The sequence below is a fragment of the Aeromicrobium sp. Leaf289 genome (assembly GCF_001423335.1).
Classification (GTDB): Bacteria; Actinomycetota; Actinomycetes; order Propionibacteriales; family Nocardioidaceae; genus Aeromicrobium.
On record NZ_LMNK01000002.1, the window covers coordinates 320,160 to 338,649 of the forward strand.

Sequence of the window (18,490 nt, forward strand, 5' to 3'; positions counted from 1 at the left end):
GGCGCCACCTGCTCCATGGAGCGGGTGGCGCCTCGTCGTGCGGGTCGGTCGGACCTCAGGAGCCGGGCCACTCCCCGGTGACCTTCTCGAAGGTGCGCGCGCCCTGGCGGTCGATGACGGCCTTGACGGCGGCGTAGATCGCGCCCTGGAGCACGGCGGCGAGCATGATCTCCTTGAACGGGTACTCGCTCTGCAGCGGACCGGGGACGTCGCCGCTGGCGTCCGTCGAGGGGCTCACCCGCTTCCAGACCTGCTTGAAGATCATGCTGGCGAACAGGCCGCCGAGGATGGAGCTCACGAGCCCGACGGGCCGGTAGAGGACCTTGGCGGAGGTGCTGGGCTTCTTCTGCGGGGCACTGGACGGCATGGTCCCGACGGTAGCCACGGACGCTTCGATCCGCATCACGACGCCCGTCCCCCCGATGCGGACGGGCGTCGCGGACCGGACGCGTCGCCGCCCCCTGGAGGAGGGCGACGACGCGGCCTCAGGAACGACCGTGTCCGGAGAGCACGGTCGGCCGGCGACGGTGTCCCGCCGTCGCCGGATGGGTGAGGGCGGCCTCGAGCGCGGCCGTGGCGACGACGCGGCGCACCTGGCGTCGGCGTCGCTCGATCTCGGACCTGCGGTGGGCAGGTGCGGCGATGCGCTCCACGGTGTCTCCTCTCGTCGTCGCATCCACTGTGTCGCGTCCGGACAGGACGATGCGAGGGTCGAGCGGCTCAACCGACGTGGGCCTGCGGGCCCACCCGGCGCACGGGAAGGAGCCGAAGGGGTCAGTCGGTGCTGACGCGCACGGCGAGCTTGCCGTGCACGTGACCCTCCTGGCTGCGGGCGAAGGCCGCGGGAAGCTCCTCGAGGGGGTAGGTGTCCTCCACCTCGATGCGCAGCGTGCCGTCGTCGACCAGCCCGACGAGCCGACCCAGGTCGTCGGCGTCGGGGCGCACCCACAACCAGGCGCCGCCGGCACCGAGCACGGCGTCGTCGGCGATGGAGGCGTGACGGCCGTCCTCCTCGAGCAGCGCCGTGGTCTGGTCCACGACGCCGCCGACGAGGTCGAGCACCACGGAGACGCCGTCGGGGGCGAGCCCGCGCACGGCCTCGACCAGGCCGTCGCCGTACTCGACCGGTTCCCCACCGAGCTCGCGGATGCGGTCGTGCTGGCTGCTGGACGCCGATCCGATCACCCGGGCGCGGAAGGCCCGCGCGGCCAGCTGCACCGCGAACGAGCCGACGCCTCCGCCGGCACCGTGCACGAGGACCGTGTCCTCCGGGCCGACCTCGAGCCGCTCGAGCGCCTGGAAGGCGGTGAGCCCGGCGAGCGGGAGCGACGCGGCCTCCTCCCACGACACGTCGACCGGCTTGCGGGCGGCGGCACGCACCGGGACCGTCGTGTACTCGGCGAAGGTCCCGCCGTGGACGTAGTCCTTGCGGTTGTAGGCCACGACCTCGTCGCCCACGGAGAACTCGGGCGTGTCGATGCCCACCTGGGCCACGACACCGGCGACGTCCCAGCCCGGGACCACGGGGAACCGGACGTCCATGAGGGCGTCGAGGCCACCACTCATGAGCTTCCAGTCGACGGGGTTCACGGAGGCCGCTCGCACCTCCACGAGCAGCTCACCCGGTCCGACCTTGGGGGTCGGCTGGTCGGTGAGCTCGAGGACGTCGTCGTCTCCGTACTGGGCATAGGTCATGGCACGCATGTCATGGTCAACGGACCACGGCGGCGGACCATTCCATCCGCGCCCCGGAGGGAGTCGTGCCGCCTACCCTCGTCCCATGAGCACCCCGGACTTCATCCTCGCCCTTCGCGAGAAGATCGGGACCGACCCGCTGTGGCTCCCCGGCGTCACGGCGGTGACCACGCGCGGCGACGAGGTCCTGCTCGTCCGCCGGGCCGACGACGGCACGTGGACACCGGTCACCGGCATCATCGACCCCGGCGAGGAGCCTGCCGACGCCGCGGTGCGGGAGACCCTCGAGGAGGCCGGCGTCGAGGCGGAGCCGGTGCGGGTCGCGCGCGTGGGGGTCACCGACGTCGTCGTCTACGCCAACGGCGACCGGACCCAGTACACGGACATCACCTTCGGCCTGCGGTGGGTCTCGGGCGAGCCGCACCCCGCCGACGGCGAGAACACCGACGCGCGCTGGTTCGCCCTCGACGACCTGCCGGACATGACCGCCGACATGCGCGGTCGCGTGGCCGCCGCCCTCGAGGACGGTCCGACGACCTTCGGCTGGTCGGGGGCCTGAGCCTCAGGACTCGGCGGCCAGGGCGGTCGCGAAGCCGAGCATGACCACGCCCGTGCCGCCGTCGATGCCGCGTCGGAACCCCGGACGGGCGATCCGTGACGCGGCGGCGGACGCCCCGTGCACGACCACGAGCAGCACCACGGCGCCCACCGCCACGAGGGTCAGCGCATAGGCAGCGAGCACGGCCACGCCCTGGTCGCGGCCCACGAACTGCGGCAGCACCGCGAGGTTGAAGGCGAGCACCTTGGGGTTCGTGATGTTGCAGACGAAGCCCTGGCGCACGGCGGTGCGACGCCGCACCTGGGCGCGGCCCGAGCCGACGGCCCAGGCGCTCCCGTCGCGGCGCAGGGCCGAGCGCAGGGCCGTGACCCCGAGCCACGTGAGGTAGACGACCCCGGCCCACCGGATCGTGAGGAAAACCGGCTCGGAGGCAGCGAGCACCGCACCCAGTCCCATCGCGGCGAGGAGTCCCTGGACCGCACCGGCGGCCGTGATGCCGGCGGCCGTGTACATCCCGCGCCGACGTCCGCCCACGACGCTGGCGCGCAGGGTCAGGAACGTGTCGGGTCCCGGCGCGACGGCGAGCAGCGCCGCGAACGCCAGGAAGGAGAGGTACGTGGCCACGGGACGAGCGTAGGGCCCCGCGACCGTGGTCGTGACCGCTACCGAGGGGGCTGAGGCCTGCGTCGACGCGACCCGGCTCACACCGGTCCCCGGAACGGTCGGGGCGGGCCGTTCGTCCCACCTCTCGTACCGTCCACACGACCTCGGGGGTCCCATGTCCACGCAGTCCACATCGACCCGGGCACGTCCGGCCTCGCTCGCACGCTCGACCACCACCGGCCCGCCGTCGCCCGCGACGCCGGCCTGCTCCTCGGGCGGGTGGTCGTCGGCGTCGTCTTCGTCGTGCACGGCTGGCAGAAGTGGTCGGCCGGGATCGGTGGCACGCAGGACGGGTTCGCTCAGATGGGCGTGCCGCTGGCCGACGTCACCGCCGTGCTCCTGGCCACGCTGGAGGTGGCGGGCGGCGTCCTGCTCGTCGCCGGCGCACTGACCACGGTCGTGGCACCGCTGCTCGGCGTGGCCATGCTGGGCGCGGCCTGGTTCGCCCACCGCGACGCGTTTCTCGTCGCCGACGGTGGCGCCGAGTTCGTGATCGTGCTGGCGGCCGCGGCCTTCCTGCTGGCGCTCGTCGGGCCCGGACGCTGGAGCGTCGACGCCCTGCTCGCGCGCCCCCGCCCCGCCTGACTCCCGCGGCGGCCTACGGTGGCCCATGGGCTGGTGGGACCGGCACGTGGTGCCACGGATCGTCGACCGCGCCTGCGGTGACGCGCAGCTCGACGACGTCCGCGTGCGGGTCGCCCGCGGGTTGCGCGGCCGTGTGCTCGAGATCGGCTTCGGTTCGGGCACCAGCTGTCGCTTCCTGCCCCCGGCGGTGGACGAGCTGCTGGCCGTCGAGCCCTCCGACGTGGCGTGGGAGCTGTCCGCCGGGCGGCGCGGCGACTGCTCGGCGGCGGTCCGGCGTGTGGGGATCGACGGATCCGGGGTCGACGTCGGGACCGGGTCGGTCGACGCAGTCCTGGTCGCGTTCACGCTCTGCACCGTCGAGGACCCGGCCGCCGTCCTGGCCGAGGCTCGTCGTGTGCTGCGCCCGGACGGCGCCCTGCACCTGGCCGAGCACGGGCTCGCTCCCGACGCGGGCGTCGTGCGCTGGCAGCGTCGGCTCGACGGCGTGCAGCAGCGGTCGTTCGGGGGCTGCCACCTGACGCGCGACCCCGTCGAGATACTCGAGCGCGCCGGGTTCGCGACGAACCGGCTCGACCAGGGCTACCTCCCGGTCCCGCCGATGGGACGCCCGTGGGCTTTCGTCACGACCGCCGTGGCCACGGCGACTACGGTGGGGGACGTCGACGACGAGGAGATGACATGAGCACGATCGTGGCGGGATATGTCCCGACCCCCGAGGGCGAGGCCGCGCTGGCGTGGGCCCTGGCCCAGGCCAAGAGGGACGGCTCGCGGGTGGTCGTGGTGGCCACGCCCGGCGCCGACACCGACGAGGCGATCTCCGAGGAGCAGCAGATCGACGCGCTCGAGTCGCGCCTGGCCGAGGACGGCGTGACCGGTGAGGTCGTGCACTTCCGCGGCGCCGGCGGGGCCGCCGACTCGATCCTCGACCACGCGAAGGCCGACGACGTCTCGCTCGTGGTCATCGGTCAGCGTCGCCGCTCCCCCGTGGGCAAGCTGGTGCTCGGCAGCACGTCCCAGCGCATCCTGCTCGAGGCCGACGCCCCGGTCGTGGCGGTCAAGGTCCCGCACTGAGACGACGTGGCCGTGGGTGACGGACCGGTGGAGGACGACCACTTCTTCGTGGTCAAGGGCCGGCGGTGGCGCCGTACCGACCCCTGCCTGCCCGACGACGTGGTCGAGGCGCTCACGTCGCACCTCGGCCGCGGCCGTTCCGGAGTCCGCGTGGCGAAGAAGGACGGTGACGACGAGGCCGTGGCCGCCGCGCGTCGTCGCGTCGGGCTCGCGAAGCACGGCCTCGGCGAGCGCGGCCCGCGCTGGTGGGAGGACCACCCCGACGCCCGCCGCGCCCGGGCCCGCGAAGCGCTGGAGCAGCTCGACGCACTCGACGACTGACGAGTGCGCCCGCCGCAGCGACGTCGTCGTGTGGCGCCCCCCCGGCACCCGGTCCTAGCGTGACGCCATGAACAGCCCCACCCTCTGGTACGTGGCCGGACTCCTCTTCGTGGTCGCCGGCATCGTGAGCCTCGTGAGCGGGACCACGACCATCGCCCTGCTTCTCCTCGCCGCGGGCCTGCTGTCACTGTCCGTCCCGAGCTACAACAACAGCCGCCGGCGGAAGTAGTCGATCACCGCCCACCCGGGCAACCGCCCTCGCGGAGAGCCTCAGCCGTCCAGCACGTCGCCGAAAGGCTCGGTGACGTCCGGTGCCGAGCGCCCGTGGACGGCCCCCCGGCCCGCTCGCCACGTCAGCTCGCCGACGACCTCAGGAACGCTGGTGCCACTCGGAGTGCTCGGCCTGCGACTCGTAGGCGACGACCGCACCGCAGGTGAGGCAGGTGGGCATCCTGACCCCGCGCGTCGTCAGGCGGAAGCCCGCGAGAACTGCCACCCGATCGACGCCGAAGAAGGCGCTGGTCCGCGAGAAGACTCCCATGCCCGCCACGGTAGTTCAGCCCTCACCGCGCACGAGTCCGGTCTACTCGGGTCCCAGCGACGAACGAGCCCCGGCAGCAGTGCTGCCGGGGCTCGGTCGTTCGGTGTGCGCGAGGGGGGACTCCGTCGGTCGCTGAGCGACCTCCTCCTCAAATCCCCGCACCATCGATGCACACGCCAGCACCGGGCCCCAGCAACGAACGAGCCCCGACAGCAGTGCTGTCGGGGCCCGGTCCTGTCGTGTGCGCGAGGGGGGATTTGAACCCCCACGCCCTTGCGGACACTGGCACCTGAAGCCAGCGCGTCTGCCGTTCCGCCACTCGCGCATGGTTCCCGGAGGAACCGATCGCCGAGTCTAACAGGAGGCGTGCGGGCCGATCGCCCGCGGGGCGCGGAGCACCCGCCCACCGTCGCCGTCATCGGTGGATCCTCGACTGCAGAGGCGCCGCCGGGGTCGAACATCCACCGATGGGGGCGGTCCGAAGGGCCTGATGCTGCGAATCCGCCGATGACGGGGTGGAATGCGTTCGCGTGCGAGTTCGCGTGCTGCGGCCCTGCCGATACGATCGTCGGGACCACCGACGACACCCGCGAACCGACCGGCAGGAGCGACACCTGATGGCAGGAGTGCTGAGCCGCTTCGAGCAGCGACTCGAAGGCGCCGTCACCGGTGCGTTCGCCCGCGCGTTCCGCAGCGCCGTGCAGCCCGTCGAGATCGCCGCCGCCATCCAGCGCGAGGTCGACAACTCCGCCCACGTGCTGTCGCGCCAGCGGATGCTGGTCCCCAACGACTTCACGGTCGAGCTGTCCGCCGTCGACCACGAGCGGCTCTCGCCCTTCGGCGACACGCTCACCACCGAGCTGGCCACGCTCGTCCAGGAGCACGTGACCGAGCAGCGGTACACGTTGGCAGGCCCGCTCAGCATCCAGCTGGTGATGGCGACCGAGCTCGGCACCGGCCGGTTCCGCGTCCGCAGCCGCACCAACGCGTCGGTCCGCCCCGTCGAGGGCCAGCGGATGACCGAGACCGCCGTCCGCAGCTCGCAGGTGGTGCTCGAGGTCAACGGCCTCAAGCACCCCCTCACCCCGCCCGGCGTGGTCGTCGGGCGCGGCAGCGAGGCCGACCTGCGCATCGACGACCCGGGCATCTCGCGCCGGCACGCCGACATCAAGGTCCACGAGTCCGGCGGCAACACGAGCGTCACGGTCACCGACCTGCAGTCCACCAACGGTGTCATCCTCAACGGGCAGCGCGTGCAGACCGCGTCGGTCCGCGACGGGTCCGAGATCCGCCTCGGCAACACCACCCTCACCATCCGCATCACGACGAGCGAGGCCTGATGTCGGACCTGACCCTCACCCTCATCAAGATCGGCTTCCTTGCCGTCCTGTGGCTGTTCGTCCTGTCGGCCGTCTCCGTCATCCGCTCCGACATCTTCGGCGCGAAGGCCCCCGCGGCCAAGGCCAAGCGCCAGCCCAAGGCCGCGGCGGCGCCCAAGCCGACCAAGGGCGGCAAGAAGCAGCGCACCCCGCGCGGCGCGCCCACCAAGCTGCAGGTCGTGTCGGGTCCCAACTCCGGCCAGAGCGTCCCCCTCGGCGAGGGCCCGGTGCTGCTCGGCCGCGGCACCGACGCCGCCATCCGCCTCGACGACGACTACGTGTCCACGCGCCACGCACGCTTCGCCACCAACGGCGAGCAGTGGTTCGTCGAGGACCTCGGCTCCACCAACGGCACCTACCTGGGCAGCCAGCGCATCACCTCACCCACGCCCGTCGGCCTCGGACTGCAGGTCCGCCTGGGCAAGACGATCGTCGAGCTGCGGAAGTAGGGCGATGACCTCCCTGACCTTGCGCTACGTCGCGCTGACCGACGTCGGCCTGCGCCGCTCGATGAACCAGGACTCCGGCTACGCGAGCGGCCGGCTCATCGCCGTCGCCGACGGCATGGGTGGCGCAGCGGCCGGCGACCTCGCCTCCGCGGAGGCCATGAACGTCATCCGCCAGCTCGACCGCGAGCTGCCCGACATCGACCCGCTCGAGGCCCTCGAGAAGGCCGTCGCCCACGCCAACCACCGACTCGGCGAGCTGGTGCAGGACGACCCCTCGGTCGAGGGCATGGGCACCACGCTCGAGGCCATGCTGTGGGACGGCGAACGCTTCGCCACCGCCCACATCGGCGACTCCCGCGCCTACCTGCTGCGCGACGGCGAGCTCACCCAGATCAGCACCGACCACACCTTCGTGCAGAGCCTCGTGGAGGAGGGCAAGCTGACGCCCGAGGAGGCGCGTGTGCACCCGCACCGCTCGCTCCTGCTGCGCGTCATGCTCGGCCGCGACGACAACGAGGCCGACTTCGACTGGTTCGAGGGCCAGCTGGGCGACCGCTTCCTGCTGTGCAGCGACGGCCTGTCCGACATGGTCGACGACGCCACGATCGAGCGCCTCCTGTCCTCGGAGACCATCGACGCCGCCGCCTCCGAGCTGGTCCGCACGGCCCTCGAGAACGGTGGGTACGACAACGTCACGGTCGTCATCGGCGAGCTCGTGGAGGACGACGGGGAGCCCGACGAGAACCTGTCGTCGTCCGACGGCCAGCCGCAGCTGGTCGGCGCGGCGTCCGGCGGACCGCGACCGCGGACCGGCCAGGCCTCCGGCGGCACCGGCAAGTCCCGCACCCGCGGCGAGGCCAAGCGCGAGCGTGAGCCCGACCCCGAGGAGCTGCGCTACGCGCCGGTCCCGCCCAGCAAGTGGCGCTGGGTGCGTCGGCTCGTGGCGCTCGCCGTGGTCGTCGGGGCGATCGCCGCGGGACTCTTCTACGCCTACCAGTGGACGCAGGACCAGTACTACGTGGCGGCGTCCGACGGCAAGGTCACGATCTACCGCGGTGTGCAGGCCGACATCCCGCTCGTCACGCTGCAGCGCGTCGACGAGGTCACCGACATCGAGCTCGACACCCTGCCGGCGTTCCGCGCCGAGCAGGTCGAGGGCGGGCTCGAGGCCGACAGCCGGGCCAACGCCGAGCAGATCGTCGAGAACCTGCGCGACCTCGCCGTCGTGCCCGAGCCCACTCCGTCGCCGTCCCCCACGCCCAGCGCGAGCGCCTCGGCCGACGACGAGCAGGGGGCCTAGGTCATGACCACCCCCACCCTCGTCCCGCGCAAGCGCCGCGGGGCCGAGCTGACGCTCACGCTGCTCGCCATCTGCATCGGCGTGGCCGCCTACTGCGCGGTCGGCCTCGGCTCGGAGGGACGCATCCCGGCGGGCGCCGTCAAGCTGGCCGGCTGCCTCGTGGTCGCCGCCATCGCGACCCACCTGTTCGTCCGCAAGGTCGCGCCCTACGCCGACCCCGTGCTCCTGCCGCTGGTCATCTGCCTCAACGGTCTCGGCCTGGCGATGATCTACCGCATCGACCTCGGGTGCGAGGACCTGTGCCTCGGCGGCAACTACGCGCCGCTCGCGAACTCCCAGCTCATCTGGTCGGCCCTCGGGATCGTCGCGTTCGCCGTGGTGCTGCTCGTGGTGCGCGACCACCGACGTCTGCAGGCCTACACGTACACCTTCGGCTTCCTCGCCCTGGCGCTGCTCGTCCTGCCCCTGCTGCCGGTGATCGGGCAGAACATCCGCGGCGCCCGCATCTGGATCAACCTCGGGCCCTTCAGCTTCCAGCCCGGCGAGGCCGCCAAGATCTGCCTGGCCATCTTCTTCGCCGGTTACCTGGTCGTGAAGCGCGACGCGCTCGCCCTCGCGGGACGCCGCTTCGCCGGCATCGACCTGCCCCGCGGCCGCGACCTCGGGCCCATCGGCGTCGGCTGGCTCATCAGCATCGGCATCCTCGTCTTCCAGCGCGACCTCGGCTCCTCGCTGCTCTTCTTCGGCCTCTTCGTGGTCATGCTCTACATCGCCACCGAGCGCCCCGGCTGGCTCGTGGTCGGCGGCGGGCTGTTCGTGGTCGGCGCCTACTTCGGCTACCTGGCGTTCGGTCACGTCCGGGTGCGCTTCGACGCCTGGCTCGACCCGTTCGCCGACCCCGACCGCAACGGCCAGATCATCAACGGCCTGTTCGGCATGGCCTACGGCGGCATCCTCGGCACGGGCTGGGGCCAGGGAAGTCCCCAGCTCACGCCGTTCTCGTTCTCGGACTTCATCGCGGCGGCCATGGGTGAGGAGCTCGGCCTCACCGGGCTCATGGCGATCCTGGTGATCTACGGGCTCGTGGTCGAGCGCGGCATGCGCATCGCCCTCACCTGCCGCGACGCGTTCGGCAAGCTCCTCGCGGCCGGCCTCGCCGTCTCGATGGCCCTGCAGATCTTCGTCGTCATCGGCGGCGTCACGCGGCTCATCCCGCTCACCGGCCTCACGACGCCGTTCATGGCCCAAGGCGGATCGTCGGTGGTCATGAACTGGGCCATCATCGCGCTGCTCCTGCGCATCAGTGACCAGACGCGGCGCCCCGCGCCCGAGGTGTCGCAGTTCGACCACGACGAGGAGACCCAGGTGGTGAAGCTGTCATGAACAAGCCCATCCGCAACCTCGCCGTCGCGTGCCTCGTGCTGTTCGCGGCGCTGCTCATCAACGTCAACGTGGTCCAGTTCGTGCAGGCCACGGACCTCAACGACCGCCAGGGCAACAAGCGCGTCATCGACGCCGACTTCTCGCGCGACCGCGGCGCCATCCTCGTCGGCGACGAGGCGATCGCCGAGAGCGAGCCGAGCGACGACCAGTACAAGTACCAGCGCACCTACCCGCAGGCCGAGCTGTACGCACCGCTCACCGGCTACTTCTCCTACCTGTACGGCAGCGAGAACCTCGAGCGGTCGCAGAACCGCGTGCTCTCGGGCAACGACAACCGGCTGTTCGTCAGCCGCGTGATCGACCTGTTCGCCAACAAGAAGCCCCAGGGCGGCAGCGTCGAGCTGACCATCGACCCCCAGGCGCAGAAGGTGGCCGCCAGCGGGCTCGAGGCCCTCGGCAAGGACACGAAGGGCGCCGTCGCCGCGCTCGACCCGAAGACGGGCGAGGTGCTCGCCATGGTCAGCCAGCCGTCCTACGACCCCAACGCCCTGGCCAGCCACGACTTCGGCGAGGTCGCCGACGCCATGGAGAAGCTGCAGGGCGACGACGACGACCCGCTCACCAACCGGGCCACCGAGCAGATCCTGCCCCCCGGCTCCACGTTCAAGCTGGTCACCGCCGCGGCCGCGCTCGACGAGCTGGGCCTGGAGCCCGACGACGACGTCAAGGGCGGCGCGCGCCTGTCGTTCCCCGGCATCGACTACACGCTGCCCAACGAGAACGGTGGCAACTGCGGCGGAGACGAGATCACCTTCGAGCGCGCCCTCCAGGTCTCCTGCAACGTCTCCTTCGGCGACCTCGCCGGCAAGATCGGCCAGGACAAGCTCGAGGAGCAGGCACGCAAGTTCGGCTTCGGCACCGACCCGATCGAGGGCCTGCGCAACAACGCCAGCCGCTTCACGGTCGAGGGCACCGACCTCGAGGCCCCGCAGCTCGCCCAGAGCGGCATCGGCCAGTTCGAGGTCGCGGCCACTCCGCTGCAGATGGCCATGGTCGGCGCCGGCATCGCCAACGACGGTGTCGTCATGAAGCCGCAGGTGGTCAAGACCGTGCGCTCGCCCAGCCTCCGGGTCATCGAGTCCCTCGAGCCCGAGGAGCTCAGCGAGGCCATGACCTCCGACAACGCCGCCAAGCTGCGCGACATGATGGTCGCGACGGTCGAGTCCGGGACGGCCACCTCGGCCCAGATCCCCGGCGTCGACGTCGGCGCCAAGACCGGGACGGCGCAGTCCACCGCGGACCGTCCCCCCTACGCCTGGTTCGTGGCCCTCGCCCCGGCCGACGACCCCAAGGTCGCCGTCGCCGTGGTCGTGGAGTCCTCGGACACCGCCCGCAACGAGATCGCCGGCGGACGTCTCGCCGGCCCCATCGCACGCTCCGTCATCGAGGCGGTGCTCGGTGAGTGACTTCGACCCCTCAGGGAGAGTGACACCATGACCGGTACCCCCGACGAGCCCATCCTGCTCGGCGAGCGCTACGAGCTCGGCGGACTGCTGGGGCGCGGCGGCATGGCCGACGTCCGCGTGGCCCGCGACCTGCGTCTCGGCCGCACCGTGGCGATCAAGCAGCTGCGGGCCGACCTGTCCTCCGACGACACCTTCCAGGCCCGCTTCCGGCGCGAGGCCCAGTCCGCGGCCGCCCTGAACCACCCGGCCGTCGTCGCCGTCTACGACACCGGCGACTCCACCGACAAGCACGGCAACCACATCCCGTACATCGTCATGGAGTACGTGGAGGGCCAGACGCTGCGCGAGATCCTGCGCGACGACCGCAAGATCCTGCCCGAGCGGGCGCTGTCGATCACCGCCGACGTGCTCAGCGCGCTCGACTACTCGCACCGGTCCGGCATCATCCACCGTGACATCAAGCCGGCCAACGTCATGCTGACGCCGTCGGGCCAGGTCAAGGTCATGGACTTCGGCATCGCCCGCGCGATCGCCGACTCCTCCAGCGCCATGACGCAGACCGCGGCCGTCATCGGCACCGCGCAGTACCTCTCCCCCGAGCAGGCGCGCGGCGAGACCGTCGACGCCCGCTCCGACATCTACTCCACCGGCTGCCTGCTCTACGAGCTCCTCACCGGGCGCCCGCCGTTCGTCGGCGACAGCCCCGTGTCGGTGGCGTACCAGCACGTCCGCGAGGAGGCCCGTCCTCCGTCGCAGCTGAACCCCGACGTGTCGCAGCCGGTCGACCACATCGTCGCCAAGGCCCTCGCCAAGCGCACCGACGACCGCTACCAGTCGGCCGCCGACATGCGCAAGGACCTCGAGCGCGCCATCGCCGGCCAGCACGTCGACGCTCCCACGCAGGCCACCTCGGCCATCCCGGCGGCCACCGCCGTGGCCCCTGCCGTCGCCGCCGCAGCCGCCACGGGCACCCAGCCCGCCGTGGCCGACGACGAGGAGGAGGAGAAGAAGAACAAGGCCCTGTGGTGGGCGCTCGGCATCCTCGCCGCGCTGATCATCGCCGGCCTCGCGTACTTCCTGCTCGCCGGCAACGACACCGAGGACCCGGCCCAGGTGCGCGTGCCCGACGTAGTCGGCCAGGACGCCGTGGCCGCCCAGCGCACCCTCGAGGGCGAGGGGTTCACCGTCACGACCGAGGAACGTCCCGACGCCGACGTCGAGAGCGGCGACGTCGTCTCCCAGACCCCCGAGGGCGACTCCATGGCCCCCGACGGCTCGGAGATCGAGCTGATCGTGTCGTCCGGACCCGAGCAGGTCCAGGTGCCCAACGTCGTCGGGCTGAACTACGACGAGGCCAAGGACGCCCTGGAGGGCGAGGGCCTGAAGGTCAAGAAGGAGGAACGGGCCTCCGACGAGTCCAAGGACACCGTCATCAACACCAACCCCCCGGCCGGCCAGAGCGTCGACGTCGGGGCCACCGTCACCGTGATCGTGTCCGAGGGCGAGGTCACCGTGCCCAACGTCATCGGGATGTCGCGCGACGAGGCACAGAAGGCGCTCGAGGACCTCGACCTCGAGGTCTCGGTCACCGAGGACCCGTCGTCGAGCGCCCCCGAGGACGAGGTGACCGGCCAGTCCACACCGGCCGGGCAGACCGTGCCGCCGGGGTCGTCGATCGAGATCACCGTGTCGAGCAACCCCGGCGACGACGGCGGGCCGGGCAACGGTGACGCCGACGCGAACGGCGAGGCCGACGCCGATGCCGGGGCCGACGGCGTGGCCGACGGGCTGGGCCAGTAGCCCGGGGTCAGGCCAGCGGGCGCGCGTGCTGCAGCGCGGTCGTGCCGGTGTAGGGACCGATCACGAGGTCGTCGCTCGACTCGACCTTCATGCCCAGTCGGTACTTGGTCACGTAGCGCTCGTAGTTGACGACCTCGGGCGACGTGCCGAGCGAGTACGTCATGCCCGGACGGTCGCCGATCGCCTCGACGACGTAGGGCGGGGAGTAGGGCCGGCCGTCGATGATGACCGTGCTGCCGACGCACACGATCGCCGTGGTGGACACCAGCCGCTGACCCTGCAGGCTCACCGCCTCGGCCCCACCGGCCCACAGCGCGTTCACGAACGCCTGCAGGTCCTGCTGGTGGACCACGAGGTAGTTGGGGTCGACCCCCGAGGTGGCCGCGGTGCGCGGTGCGTCGTCGAGCGTGACCCTGAGGCCCGGCCCGCGGGCCGTGCTGAGTCCTGCGACGTCGCGCAGCGACCGCAGCTGTCGGGTCACCGCGTCGATGCCGCTGCTGCGGTCGGCGGCGTCGAGGACGTCGTCGATCTCGCGCTGCAGGTCGTCGGCCTGCTGCTGGCGCTGCTCCACCCGGAGCGTGCGGTCGGAGACGAGCGAGGCGATGTCGCCACCGGCCGGGCGCAGGTCCTCGCCGTCCGACGTCGCGTGGGCGGCAGCTGCGGTCAGGCCGGCCACCGAGCACACCAGCAGCACCGCCACCGACCAGCCCCGGCGGGACCGGACCTGCGACCGCGCACGCGACCCTGACATGCGTGTCCCTCTCCCCAGTCCGACGACGACCACGTCGGCGACTACGCTAGCCCAGAATGTCCCGTAGGCAGCCGAAAGAGATCCCCGTGGCCAAGAACAGCAACCCGAGCAAGGTCCGCACCCCCCGAGGTGGCTGGCTGCACCCGCTCGCCCTGCTGCTGCTCGTGGTGGCGATCGCGTGGGCGGTCGGCGCCTTCTTCACGGTCTCGGACCGCTCCTTCCCCAACGTCGGCGCGATCCCCGGCCTCTTCCGCCTGGGCGGCTGGAACTTCGCCGTCGCCGCCGTCCTCGCCTTCGCCGCGTCGTCCGTGGCCGCCCGCACCCGCCCGGAGCCCGAGCCGGGCGCGCCCACCGGCAACCGGTACGCCGCGCCGCTGATGATCGCCTCGGCCCTGGTCGGCCTGCTCTGGATCGTGGTCTTCTACGTCATCTCCGGCACCGACATCCAGATCCCGGTCTACTCCGACCTCGGCGACTGGAACATCGTCATCGGCATGGGGTTCATCGTCGCGGCCTTCGGGTTCGCGATGAAGTGGGAGTGACCTCCCCCGGGATCGCTACCGGAAGGTCACCTGGTCCGCGGGCACGTGCCCGTGCTCGTTGTAGGTGAGCAGCCGGGTGCCTCCACGCCCCACGATCAGGGTCGTGACCGACGCGTTCACGATCACCCGGTTGAGCGTGATGAACAGTGACGCGTCGCCGGCCAGCAGGTGCGAGGCGACGAGCGCGATCGGTCCTCCGGACGTGAACACCGCCACCCGTCGTCCCGTCCCGGCCTCGGCCACGGCGGCGTCGAGGGCACGCAGCACGCGCTCGGAGAACTCGGCGAACGTCTCCACCGACGACGGCGCCCCGCTCACCCACGCACCCAGGGCGGCGTCGAGCTGTTGCTGGAAGGCGCGCAGGTCCGTCGTCGGGGTGACGTCCATGCCGGCGAGCGCCAGGTGGTCGTACTCGTTCCAGCCGGCGTCGACGTCGTACAGGTCGCCGTCGATCGCGTCGAGCGCGGCCACCGCGGTCTGGGCGTGCCGCTTCATGGACCCCGCCACCGACCAGTCGGGGCGGAAGCCCGACGCCTCCCACGCCATGCCGAGCCAGGAGCCCTGTCGGGTGCCGCGCTCGGACAGCTGGTCGTAGTCGTCGCTGCCGAAGGAGGCCTGGCCGTGCCGGATCAGATGGAGGGCGCCCACCTCGGAAGGCTAGCGGGTCGGCGGGCCGGGAGCCGCCCGGGTGACTTGCGCTGCGAAGTGGGCCCGGTGCGTCGAAGATGGAGGGATCATGAACGTCTGGACGACACGCCGGTGACCGCCCTGGAGACTGCACACGTCGAGTCGGGTCAGGACCTGGTGGTCCTGCTCGACGACGACGGCACGCCGACCGGCGCGGCACCCCGGCTCTCGGTCCACGGCACCGAGACCCCGCTGCACCAGGCCTTCTCGCTGCACCTGTTCGACGACCAGGGCCGGGTGCTGCTGACCCGTCGTGCCCTGGGCAAGCTCACCTGGCCGGGGGTCTGGACCAACTCGTGCTGCGGGCACCCCCGACCGGGCGAGGCCCTGGAGGACGCCGTGCGCCGACGTCTGCGCGAGGAGCTGGGGGTCGAGGTGGACGACCTGCGGATCGTGCTGCCGGACTTCCGGTACCGCGCCGTCGACGCCAGCGGCGTGGTCGAGAACGAGATCTGCCCCGTCCTCGTGGGCCGGGTCCGCGGCAGCCTCGCACCCGACCCGGCGGAGGTGGGCGAGCACCTCTGGGTGCCCTGGTCCGACCTCGTGGCCGCCGCGAACGCCACCCCAGGCGTCTACAGCCCGTGGTCGGTGCTGCAGGTGCCGCAGCTCGACGCCCGCCGCTCCCGCCTCCCCCTGCGTGGCAGCGCACCCGCGGTCGGCTCGACGACGGGCACGGAGGCCGGCACGGTCACGGCCGTCGCCGATCTGCTCTCCGCCGAGCTGACGTGGGTGGAGTCGGTGTGGGACGCGCTGGTCCCTCCGGGCGGCGCGGGCCCGCTCGCGGGAGGTCCCGGCGACCTTCCCGCCTGGCTGCGCTCCCTCGTGCTCGGCGGCGGGAAGCGGCTGCGCCCGCGGATGTGCCACTGGGGCTTCGTGGCGGCGGGTGGCGAGATGGGCACGCCCGCCCACGACGACGTGGTGCGCGCCGCGGCCGCCCTCGAGACGCTGCACCTGTTCGCCCTCGTGCACGACGACGTCATGGACCAGTCCGTCGAGCGCCGGGGTGCGGCGGCCGCCCACGTGGTCGCGGCGCGCCGTCACCGCGAGGTCGACGGCCACGGCGACCCCGACCGCTTCGGCCAGAACATCGCGATCCTGCTGGGCGACCTCGCGCACAGCGAGGCCGACCGGCTCGTCCACACGCTGCCCCTGGCGCTGCGCGACTACTGGTACGAACTCAACCTCGAGCTGATCGTCGGCCAGCGGGCCGACCTCACGGGGGCCGCAGGGCGCCGCACCGACCTGGCCCACGCCGAGGCCGTGGCCGCGCTCAAGTCCGGCGCCTACACGATCGGCCGCCCGCTCCAGCTCGGCGCGCTCGCGGCCGGCGCCACCGCGGCGCAGCGTGACGCGCTCGAACGGTTCGGCTCGCACCTCGGGCGCGCGTTCGCCTGGCGTGACGACGTGCTCGGCGTGTGGGGCGACCCCGCCGTCACGGGCAAGCCGTCGGGCGACGACCTGCGCGAGGGCAAGACCACGCTCATCTGGGTGCTCGGCGCCGACCGGCTGACGGGTGAGGCCGCCGCCGCCATGGCACGCGTCGGCACCACCGACGCCCGCGACGGCGACGTCGCGCTGCTGCAGCAGGCCCTCGCCGACGCGGGCGTGCGGCAGGAGGTCGAGGACCGCATCCGGGCCGAGACCGACCGAGCCGAGCAGGTCCTGCTCGGCTCCCCGTTCACCGCGGAGGGTGTCGTCGGTCTGCGCGACATCGCCCGCACCATCTCCTGGAGGTCTGCATGAGCCACGTCGTCGTCGTCGGAGCGGGGCTGGCGGGCCTCGCCGCCGCCTGCCACCTGGTGGGCGACGGGCACCGCGTCACGGTGCTCGAGCGCGAGGACGTGCCCGGTGGTCGCGCCGGTCGACTGACCCGCGAGGGCTTCACGTTCGACACCGGCCCGACGGTGCTGACGATGCCCGACCTCATCGACCGGCCGCTGCGCGCAGCCGGCTCGAGCCTGGCCGAGCGGCTCGAGCTGAGCCTGCTCGACCCGGCGTACCGGGCCTTCTTCGCCGACGGCTCCACGCTGGAGGTCCGGCACGGACACGAGGCGATGCGCGCCGAGATCCACCGCGAGTGCGGCAGCGTCGACGCCGCAGCGTTCGACGAGTTCGTGGTGTGGCTCCGCAAGCTGTACCTGACCGAGATGCCGCACTTCATCGACCGCAACTTCGACCGTCCGACCGACCTGCTCTCCCGGCCCATGGCCGCCGCACGTCTGCTGGCGATGGGTGGGTTCACCCGGCTCGGGCCGATGATCCGGCGACGCTTCGCCGACGAGCGTCTGCACCGGTTGTTCTCGTTCCAGGCCATGTACGCGGGCCTCGCGCCGGACGACGCGCTCTCGCTCTACGCCGTCATCACGTACATGGACTCGATCGAGGGCGTCTACTTCCCGAAGGGCGGCATGCGCGCCGTGCCGCAGGCCCTGGCCGACGCCGCCTCCGACGCCGGTGCGGACTTCCGCTACGGCACCACCGTCACCGCTCTCGTGCGCGACTCCGGGGGCCGCGTGCGTGGCGTGGCCACGGGCGAGGGGACCATCGCGGCCGACGCCGTCGTGTGCACCATCGACCTGCCGACGGCCTACGAGTGGCTGCTGCCCGAGCTCAAGCTCCCCCGCGCCGTCCGTGGCATCGGCGGACGCCTCGGTGGGGACTACTCGCCGTCGTGCGTCGTGTGGCACGTGGGCGTCAAGGGTCTGCCGCAGGGCAAGGCCCACCACAACATCCACTTCGGCCACGAGTGGGCGGGGGCGTTCGAGGACCTCATGAAGCGCGGCACCCTGATGCGAGACCCGTCGCGTCTCGTCACCATCCACTCCCTCGACGACGACGAGGCCGCGCCCGAGGGCGACAGCACGCTCTACGTGCTGGAGCCGACGCCCAACCTCGACGTCGGCCACATCGACTGGAAGGCCGAGCGCGAACCGATGAAGGAGCGCCTCATGGAGTTCCTCGAGGGTGCCGGCTACCCGACCGACGTCGTCGTCGACGAGTTGGTGACGCCCCTGGACTGGCACGAGCAGGGCATGGCCGCAGGGACCCCGTTCGCGCTGGCCCACACGTTCGCCCAGACCGGCCCGTTCCGCGCCGCCAACGTCGACAAGCGGGTCCCCGGCCTGGTGTTCGCCGGCTCCGGCACGGTCCCCGGCGTCGGCGTCCCGATGGTGCTCCCGTCGGGCCGCCTCGCCGCGGAGCGGGTCAACCAGCTCCTGCGCTGACCCTGCCCGCCAACGCGTCCTTCCGTTTCGGACACGTCCGGGGCACTTCGAGCGGTTGGAGTGCCCCGGAACTG

General features: G+C 72.3%; 22 protein-coding genes, 1 tRNA gene and 1 pseudogene. 16 read left to right on the plus strand and 8 right to left on the minus strand.

Annotated elements, in window-relative coordinates:
- Positions 1–55: 55 nt before the first annotated feature.
- From ASF37_RS05415 to ASF37_RS05420, 3 genes are all read right to left on the minus strand, one after another.
- Positions 56–367 carry a DUF4235 domain-containing protein gene (locus tag ASF37_RS05415; protein ID WP_055966037.1) on the minus strand — a complete coding sequence of 104 codons (312 nt, stop codon included), beginning with the start codon at positions 365–367 and terminating at the stop codon, positions 56–58.
- 118 nt (positions 368–485) lie between these two features.
- Positions 486–653, minus strand: a complete 168-nt coding sequence (locus tag ASF37_RS17090) for a hypothetical protein (RefSeq protein ID WP_156364910.1) — start codon at positions 651–653, stop codon at positions 486–488.
- Between the two features lie 121 nt (positions 654–774).
- Positions 775–1,695: an NADP-dependent oxidoreductase gene (locus ASF37_RS05420; protein WP_200914466.1), complete on the minus strand. Its 921-nt coding sequence runs from the start codon at positions 1,693–1,695 to the stop codon at positions 775–777.
- An 85-nt stretch (positions 1,696–1,780) separates the two neighbouring features.
- Here ASF37_RS05420 and ASF37_RS05425 point away from each other — a divergent pair, with 85 nt between their 5' ends.
- Positions 1,781–2,254 (plus strand): NUDIX domain-containing protein, encoded by a 474-nt coding sequence (locus ASF37_RS05425; RefSeq protein WP_055961884.1) that lies wholly within the window; start codon positions 1,781–1,783, stop codon positions 2,252–2,254.
- A 3-nt stretch (positions 2,255–2,257) separates the two neighbouring features.
- Here the strand turns inward: ASF37_RS05425 and ASF37_RS05430 are convergent, their stop codons facing one another.
- Positions 2,258–2,878 (minus strand): LysE family translocator, encoded by a 621-nt coding sequence (locus tag ASF37_RS05430; protein WP_055966039.1) that lies wholly within the window; start codon positions 2,876–2,878, stop codon positions 2,258–2,260.
- A gap of 243 nt (positions 2,879–3,121) precedes the next feature.
- On the opposite strand from ASF37_RS05430, the gene ASF37_RS05435 reads away from it, so the two are divergent.
- The 5 genes from ASF37_RS05435 (at position 3,122) to ASF37_RS17095 (ending at position 5,123) form a co-directional block, all read left to right on the plus strand.
- Positions 3,122–3,502 carry a DoxX family protein gene (locus ASF37_RS05435; protein WP_056557299.1) on the plus strand — a complete coding sequence of 127 codons (381 nt, stop codon included), beginning with the start codon at positions 3,122–3,124 and terminating at the stop codon, positions 3,500–3,502.
- 25 nt (positions 3,503–3,527) lie between these two features.
- Positions 3,528–4,184 carry a class I SAM-dependent methyltransferase gene (locus tag ASF37_RS05440; RefSeq protein ID WP_056579418.1) on the plus strand — a complete coding sequence of 219 codons (657 nt, stop codon included), beginning with the start codon at positions 3,528–3,530 and terminating at the stop codon, positions 4,182–4,184.
- Entirely contained in the window at positions 4,181–4,573 is a 393-nt protein-coding gene (locus ASF37_RS05445) for a universal stress protein (RefSeq protein WP_055961890.1), read from the plus strand. Before ASF37_RS05440 ends, ASF37_RS05445 begins: the two co-directional genes overlap by 4 nt.
- 12 nt (positions 4,574–4,585) lie before the next feature.
- On the plus strand, positions 4,586–4,894 hold the full coding sequence (locus ASF37_RS05450) for a hypothetical protein (protein ID WP_055966044.1): 309 nt from the start codon (positions 4,586–4,588) through the stop codon (positions 4,892–4,894).
- Positions 4,895–4,961: 67 nt separating this feature from the next.
- A complete protein-coding gene (locus ASF37_RS17095; RefSeq protein WP_156364909.1) occupies positions 4,962–5,123 on the plus strand; it encodes a hypothetical protein in 162 nt (53 codons plus the stop codon).
- A gap of 141 nt (positions 5,124–5,264) precedes the next feature.
- Here ASF37_RS17095 and ASF37_RS05455 read toward each other — a convergent pair whose 3' ends face one another.
- Together ASF37_RS05455 and ASF37_RS05460 are read right to left on the minus strand one after the other, a co-directional pair.
- A complete protein-coding gene (locus ASF37_RS05455; protein ID WP_156364908.1) occupies positions 5,265–5,435 on the minus strand; it encodes a hypothetical protein in 171 nt (56 codons plus the stop codon).
- A 242-nt stretch (positions 5,436–5,677) separates the two neighbouring features.
- Positions 5,678–5,760: transfer RNA gene (locus ASF37_RS05460), tRNA-Leu, on the minus strand.
- 292 nt (positions 5,761–6,052) lie between these two features.
- Here ASF37_RS05460 and ASF37_RS05465 point away from each other — a divergent pair.
- The 6 genes from ASF37_RS05465 to pknB are packed head-to-tail and all read left to right on the plus strand — an operon-like array spanning position 6,053 to position 13,212.
- Positions 6,053–6,775 carry a DUF3662 and FHA domain-containing protein gene (locus ASF37_RS05465; RefSeq protein ID WP_055962086.1) on the plus strand — a complete coding sequence of 241 codons (723 nt, stop codon included), beginning with the start codon at positions 6,053–6,055 and terminating at the stop codon, positions 6,773–6,775.
- Positions 6,775–7,263, plus strand: coding sequence for an FHA domain-containing protein (locus ASF37_RS05470; RefSeq protein ID WP_055962090.1), 489 nt, complete (start codon positions 6,775–6,777; stop codon positions 7,261–7,263). The genes ASF37_RS05465 and ASF37_RS05470 overlap by 1 nt, the downstream gene beginning before the upstream one ends.
- A 4-nt stretch (positions 7,264–7,267) precedes the next feature.
- A complete protein-coding gene (locus tag ASF37_RS05475; RefSeq protein ID WP_082506414.1) occupies positions 7,268–8,563 on the plus strand; it encodes a PP2C family serine/threonine-protein phosphatase in 1,296 nt (431 codons plus the stop codon).
- A 3-nt stretch (positions 8,564–8,566) separates the two neighbouring features.
- On the plus strand, positions 8,567–9,946 hold the full coding sequence (locus ASF37_RS05480) for an FtsW/RodA/SpoVE family cell cycle protein (RefSeq protein ID WP_055962094.1): 1,380 nt from the start codon (positions 8,567–8,569) through the stop codon (positions 9,944–9,946).
- Positions 9,943–11,412, plus strand: coding sequence for a penicillin-binding protein 2 (locus ASF37_RS05485; RefSeq protein ID WP_055962097.1), 1,470 nt, complete (start codon positions 9,943–9,945; stop codon positions 11,410–11,412). The genes ASF37_RS05480 and ASF37_RS05485 overlap by 4 nt, the downstream gene beginning before the upstream one ends.
- Positions 11,413–11,439: 27 nt before the next feature.
- On the plus strand, positions 11,440–13,212 hold the full coding sequence (pknB, locus tag ASF37_RS05490; RefSeq protein WP_056579420.1) for a Stk1 family PASTA domain-containing Ser/Thr kinase: 1,773 nt from the start codon (positions 11,440–11,442) through the stop codon (positions 13,210–13,212).
- Between the two features lie 7 nt (positions 13,213–13,219).
- On the opposite strand, the gene ASF37_RS05495 is transcribed toward pknB, so the two are convergent.
- The gene (locus ASF37_RS05495; protein ID WP_082506415.1) at positions 13,220–13,963 is read right to left on the minus strand and encodes a DUF881 domain-containing protein; all 744 of its coding nucleotides are present in this window, start codon (positions 13,961–13,963) and stop codon (positions 13,220–13,222) included.
- 56 nt (positions 13,964–14,019) lie between these two features.
- Here ASF37_RS05495 and ASF37_RS05500 point away from each other — a divergent pair, with 56 nt between their 5' ends.
- A complete protein-coding gene (locus ASF37_RS05500; RefSeq protein ID WP_082480632.1) occupies positions 14,020–14,505 on the plus strand; it encodes a cell division protein CrgA in 486 nt (161 codons plus the stop codon).
- 15 nt (positions 14,506–14,520) lie between these two features.
- On the opposite strand, the gene ASF37_RS05505 is transcribed toward ASF37_RS05500, so the two are convergent.
- Positions 14,521–15,153: a histidine phosphatase family protein gene (locus ASF37_RS05505; RefSeq protein ID WP_055962107.1), complete on the minus strand. Its 633-nt coding sequence runs from the start codon at positions 15,151–15,153 to the stop codon at positions 14,521–14,523.
- Positions 15,154–15,249: 96 nt separating this feature from the next.
- Between ASF37_RS05505 and idi the strand changes: the two are divergent.
- The 3 genes and pseudogenes from idi to crtI form a co-directional block, all read left to right on the plus strand.
- Positions 15,250–15,801, plus strand: a pseudogene (gene idi / locus ASF37_RS17710) (isopentenyl-diphosphate Delta-isomerase); the annotation flags it as partial.
- Positions 15,781–16,935 (plus strand): polyprenyl synthetase family protein, encoded by a 1,155-nt coding sequence (locus ASF37_RS05510; protein ID WP_369815231.1) that lies wholly within the window; start codon positions 15,781–15,783, stop codon positions 16,933–16,935. The pseudogene idi and the gene ASF37_RS05510, both read left to right, overlap by 21 nt.
- Complete coding sequence (gene crtI, locus ASF37_RS05515; protein WP_056557063.1) at positions 16,932–18,416, plus strand: phytoene desaturase family protein; 1,485 nt, start codon at positions 16,932–16,934, stop codon at positions 18,414–18,416. Before ASF37_RS05510 ends, crtI begins: the two co-directional genes overlap by 4 nt.
- Positions 18,417–18,490 lie beyond the last annotated feature (74 nt).